4 protein-coding genes are annotated in these 5685 nt (G+C 64.3%); all 4 read right to left on the bottom strand.

Going from position 1 to position 5685, the window contains the following annotated elements; translation table 11 throughout:
• Positions 1-974, bottom strand: a 974-nt coding sequence (locus B3V69_RS11850) for a biotin carboxylase N-terminal domain-containing protein (RefSeq protein WP_296446778.1), incomplete at its 3' end; no start/stop codon positions are given.
• The gene (locus B3V69_RS11845; protein ID WP_296446776.1) at positions 956-2098 is read right to left on the bottom strand and encodes an endo-1,4-beta-xylanase; all 1143 of its coding nucleotides are present in this window, start codon (positions 2096-2098) and stop codon (positions 956-958) included. The genes B3V69_RS11850 and B3V69_RS11845, both read right to left, overlap by 19 nt.
• 5 nt (positions 2099-2103) lie before the next feature.
• Complete coding sequence (locus B3V69_RS11840) at positions 2104-3726, bottom strand: carboxyl transferase domain-containing protein (protein ID WP_296446774.1); 1623 nt, start codon at positions 3724-3726, stop codon at positions 2104-2106.
• A gap of 16 nt (positions 3727-3742) precedes the next feature.
• Positions 3743-5479, bottom strand: coding sequence for an AMP-binding protein (locus tag B3V69_RS11835; RefSeq protein ID WP_296446772.1), 1737 nt, complete (start codon positions 5477-5479; stop codon positions 3743-3745).
• Between the last annotated feature and the right edge of the window lie 206 nt (positions 5480-5685).

Here is a 5685-nt window from a genome sequence, read left to right as displayed (position 1 = left end):
AGCCGGGTGTTCATCTCCATGAAAAAGAAGCGCATGGCCCCCACGCTTGCCACTGCGTGTGCTGCGCTGCCCCCCGAGGGGGCTGCGCCACCTTGGGGCGGCCCGGCGGTGTCGCTTTCATCGTCGTGATCAAGTTGCTCGACGATGAACTCCACCGTACCGGCCCCCACATAGTTCACCGCCTGGGCCGCCGCCACCGCCGCCTCGCCCATTTGCTGGCGCAGCTCGGGCGTCATGCCGGGCGCCGGTGCTTCCTCCAATACCTTTTGGTGGCGGCGCTGCACCGAGCAATCGCGCTCGAACAGGTACACGTAGTTGCCCTGGGTGTCGCCAAACACCTGAATCTCGATGTGGCGCGGGCGCTGCACGTACTTCTCGATCAGCACCGCGTCGTCACCAAAGCTGTTGATGGCTTCGCGCTGGCAACTGGCCAGCGCGGCCGCAAAGTCTTCGGCCTTGTCGACCGCGCGCATGCCCTTGCCGCCGCCGCCGGCACTGGCCTTGATCAGCACCGGGTAACCGATGCTGTCGGCCTCGCGCTGCAGCAGCGCCGGGTCCTGGTCGGCGCCGTGGTAGCCCGGCACCAGGGGCACGCCAGCCAGATCCATCAGCCGCTTGGACTCGGCCTTGAGCCCCATCGCCTTGATGGCGGACGGCGGCGGGCCGATGAACACCAGGCCGGCGCCCGCGCAGGCCTGGGCAAACTCTTCGTTTTCGCTTAGAAAGCCGTAGCCGGGGTGAATCGCCTGGGCGCCGGTGGCCTGGGCCGCGGCGATGATTTTTTCCCAGCGCAAGTAGCTGTCCTTGGGCGCGCTGCCGCCGATATAGACCGACTCGTCGCACACGCTGACGTGCTTGGCGTTGGCGTCGGCATCGGAATAAACCGCCACCGTCTTGATGGCCATGCGCCGGGCGGTGGCCGCGATGCGGCAGGCGATTTCACCTCGGTTGGCAATCAGAATTTTGGTGAACATAACGGGCTTCCATTCCTTATTGGGGGACATTCAAAATTGCTGTCAGCGTTGCGCAGGCTTGACGCAACCGCGGTGAAGGCGGGCTTGGGCTGACCCTGGGTATCGAACAAGGTGGGGCGCATGGGCTGTCCGTCGGCGCGGCGCGTGCCAGCAAACCCCCGGTTGATCCAGCTATCCGCATCCGTCACGTTCCACATGACCACCATCTCGACCGAAGAATGGCTCATGCACGCATCGAGGAACTCCCGGTACAACGCAGCCACGCTGGCGTCGCGCGTCTGCACCTCACCGTCAGTCGTGGAGTCACGCACATCCAGTTCTGTGATCTGAATGCCCAGTCCGAGCGCTTTCAACTCGTCAAAAAACTTCAACAGCCGCGACGCGGAAAACCGGCGGGACAGATCCAGATGCGCCTGCAACCCCATGACGTCGATGGGGGCCTGGCGTTTGACCCAGCCTTCGAGCATGCGCAACACGGCGCTGCGGCGGCGCTCGCACCAGGGGTCGTCCTGCTCCATGCCGTAGTCGTTGTAGGCCAGCTTTGCTTGCGGGTCCAGCGCCCGGGCCTGTTCAAACAGTGCCGGATAGCGCTCGCCCCCCCACAGGGTGGACAGCACGGAGCCGCGGAACCCATCGTTGCGCCCGGAGTCGGCATCGATCACTTCATTGAGAACGTCCCAGGTGTGGATGCGCCCCTTGTAGCGCAGCACCATGTCATGCAAATGTGCGCCCTGCTCCTGCCGAAAAACGTCCGTCGTCGCGTTCGTCAGACGGCGCGGGGTGGACTGATGCCAGGCCAGCGTATGGCCGCGCAGCAACGCTTTCAACTCGGTCGCAAGCGTGGCAACGGCATCTGCCTGGGTGTAATCCCGCCCGCCCAGAATGCCTTCAATGCTGCGCCACTTCATGGCATTTTCTGCCGTGATGACACCGGCATGTTGCCGCAGCAGGGTCTTGACGGGTTCACGCCCGGCATAGTCTGGATGCACGGCAAAACCGAAGCGCCGCCCACTCCTGCGTGCTTCCTCGTCCAGACGGTGTGACTCCTGAGCGCCCGCTACTCCAGTCTGGCCCACGCATGCGCTGCCCATCCACTGCAAAAAATCGCGACGCCGCGTACGCATGCCCATTACATCCGGAACACGCCGAACTTGGTATCCGGTATCGGGGCATTGAGCGCCGCGCTCAAGCCCAGGGCCAGCACACGGCGCGTGTCGGCCGGGTCGATGACGCCGTCGTCCCACAGGCGGGCGGTGGCGAAGTAGGGGTGGCCTTGTTCTTCGTACTGGCGGCGGATCGGTGCCTTGAAGGCTTCTTCTTCTTCCAGGCTCCATTGGCCGCCCTTGCCCTCGATGCCGTCGCGCTTGACGGTGGCCAGCACGCTGGCCGCCTGCTCGCCGCCCATGACCGAGATGCGGGCGTTCGGCCACATCCACAAAAAGCGCGGACTAAAGGCGCGCCCGCACATGCCGTAGTTGCCGGCACCGAAACTGCCGCCGATGATGATAGTGAATTTGGGTACCGCGGCCGTCGCCACGGCGGTGACCATCTTGGCGCCGTTGCGCGCGATGCCTTCGTTTTCGTACTTGCGTCCGACCATGAAGCCGGTGATGTTCTGCAAAAACACCAGCGGAATCTTGCGCTGGCAGCACAGCTCGATGAAGTGCGCACCCTTCAGGGCCGACTCGCTGAACAGAATGCCGTTGTTGGCGATGATGCCGACCGGCATGCCCTCGATAAAGGCAAAGCCTGTGACCAGCGTCGTGCCGAAGCGCGGCTTGAACTCGTGAAACTCCGAGCCGTCGACGATGCGGGCGATGATTTCGCGCACATCGAAGGGCTTGCGGGTGTCGGTCGGGATCACGCCGTAGAGCTCTTTTGCTACAAAATTAGGAGCTATTGGCGCTTGCAGGACGGGGGCCAGCACCTTCTTTTTATTCAAGTGCGCGACCGCCTGGCGGGCCAGCGCCAGCGCGTGCAGGTCGTTCTGCGCCAGGTGATCCGCCACGCCGGAGAGGCGCGTGTGCACGTCGCCGCCGCCCAGGTCTTCAGCCGTCACCACTTCACCGGTGGCGGCCTTCACCAGCGGCGGGCCGCCCAGGAAAATCGTGCCCTGGTTCTTGACGATGATGGCCTCGTCGCTCATGGCCGGCACGTAGGCGCCACCGGCCGTGCAACTGCCCATGACGACGGCGATCTGCGCGATGCCCTCGGCGCTCATGCTGGCCTGGTTGAAGAAGATGCGTCCGAAATGGTCGCGGTCCGGAAACACCTCGTCCTGGTTCGGCAGGTTGGCGCCGCCCGAGTCCACCAGGTAGATGCAGGGCAGGCGGTTTTGCTGCGCGATTTCCTGCGCCCGCAAGTGCTTCTTGACCGTCATCGGGTAATAGGTGCCACCCTTGACGGTGGCGTCGTTGCACACAATCATGCAGTCCACACCGCTGACGCGGCCGATACCGGCGATCAGACCGGCGCTGGGCGCGCTGTCCGTGCCGTCGCGGTCCGGGTACAGCCCCAGCGCGGCCAGCGGGGACAGTTCCAGAAACGGCGTGCCGGGGTCGAGCAGCATCTGCACGCGGTCGCGCGGCAGCAGCTTGCCGCGCCCCGTGTGCTTGGCGCGGGCCGCTTCACCGCCACCGAGGGCGGCGCGGGCGATCTGGGCGTCCAGGTCCTGCACCAGGGTCTGCATGGCGGCGGCGTTGGCCTGGAAGTCGGCCGAGCGGGCGTTGAGTTTGGTTTCAAGCGTGGGCATAAACGTTTCTCTTCTTTCAGGCGGTTTTGTCTTCTTGCAGTCCCAGCTGCTGTTTCATTTCAGCACGGATGATGAACTTCTGAATCTTGCCGGTCACGGTCATCGGAAACGACGTGACAAAGCGAATGTAGCGGGGCACCTTGTAGTGTGCAATCTGCCCCTTGCAGAAGGCCTTGACGTCTTCTTCGCTCAAGGTCTGACCGGCGCGCGGGATGATCCAGGCACACAGCTCCTCGCCATATTTGGCGTCCGGCACGCCCACCACCTGCACGTCCTGAATCCGGGGGTGGCGGTAGAGAAACTCTTCGATCTCGCGCGGGTAAATGTTCTCGCCGCCGCGGATCACCATGTCCTTGATGCGCCCGACGATGTTCACATAGCCTTGCGCGTCCATGGTCGCCAGGTCGCCGGTGTGCATCCAGCCCTGGTCGTCGATCGCCTCCGCCGTGCGGCCCGGGTCTTCCCAGTAGCCATGCATGACCGAGTAGCCACGCGTGCACAGCTCACCCGACACACCCGGCGCCACGGTCTCGCCCGTGACGGCGTCAATTACCTTGACCTGCAAATGGGGCTGCACCAGCCCAACCGTTGCCACCCGTTTTTCCAGCGGCGTCGTGGTGCTGCTCTGGCAGCTCACCGGACTGGTTTCCGTCATGCCGTAGGCGATGGTGACTTCCGACATGTGCATGTCGCTCATGACGCGCTTCATGACTTCGATCGGACACGGCGAGCCGGCCATGATGCCGGTGCGCAGGCTGGACAGATCGAACTCGCCGAAGCGCGGATGGTCCAGCTCGGCGATGAACATGGTGGGCACGCCGTGCAGGCCGGTGCAGTGCTCGTCCTGCACGGTTTGCAGCACGGCCAAGGGATCGAAGCCGTCGCTCGGATACACAATGGTGGCGCCGTGCGTGAGGCAGGCCAGATTGCCCAACACCATGCCAAAACAGTGGTACAGCGGCACCGGGATGCACAGGCGATCCGCGGGCGTGAGCTTCATGGCTTCGCCAATGAAGAAGCCGTTGTTCAGGATGTTGCGGTGCGTCAGCGTGGCGCCCTTGGGAAAGCCGGTGGTGCCGCTGGTGAACTGGATGTTGATCGGGTCGGTGGCGCGCAGCGTCTTGGCAATGCGCTCAAGCCGCGGATCGGCCGCATCACCCGCCGCCAGCAGGGCCGAGAACCGCGTCAGACCCGGCTCCTCATCGGTCTGGCCCGGCTCGTCCAGCCAGACCACGGTGCGCAGATGCGGCAGGCGGGCAGACTGCAAAGCGCCCGGCTGCGCCGTGTTCAACTCCGGCGCCAATTCGCGCAACATGCCCAGGTAGTCGCTGGTCTTGAAGCGGGCCATGCTGACCAAGACCTTGCAGGCCACCTTGTTGAGCGCGTAATCCAGCTCGGCAATACGGTAGGCCGGGTTGATGTTGACCAGAATCAGGCCGACCTTGGCGGTGGCCAGCTGCATCAGCAGCCATTGCGTGCCGTTGTGCGACCAGATGCCGACCCGGTCACCCGGCGCCAGACCCAGCCCCAGCAGGGCACTGGCCAGCTGATTGCTGGCGGTTTGCAGCGCTCGGTAGCTGTAGCGCTGCTGCTGGTGCGCGCTGACCAAGGCCTCGTGGTCCGGCAGACGCGCGGCCATCGCATCAAAAAACTCGCCCAGCGTCTGTTCGATCAGGGGCACATCGGTCGCGCCAATCGACAGACTGGTGGACAAGGCGGGCGCGGTCAGGGCGTTCACAGATGGGGGTGTCATGTCTATCTCCCGAAAGGGGCGCAGGCCCCATAAACTTTTTCCAGCTATGCAGCATAGGCGCATACGCCATGGGGCGTGCGTCACTCAGGTTGCAAATTCTGCCAAGCTGAGGCACAGTGCGATCTGTGTTGACCGCTCCACCTTCCGTGACCGCAGATCCCCCCCGCCCGAATGCCGGCGCTTCGGTGACGCCCATCGCCTTTGTG

The sequence above is a fragment of the Rhodoferax sp. UBA5149 genome (assembly GCF_002413825.1).
In the GTDB taxonomy this organism is placed as follows: Bacteria; Pseudomonadota; Gammaproteobacteria; order Burkholderiales; family Burkholderiaceae_C; genus Rhodoferax.
The sequence above is the reverse complement of the archived record's forward strand: the minus strand, read 5'-3'. Positions and strand labels throughout refer to the sequence as shown.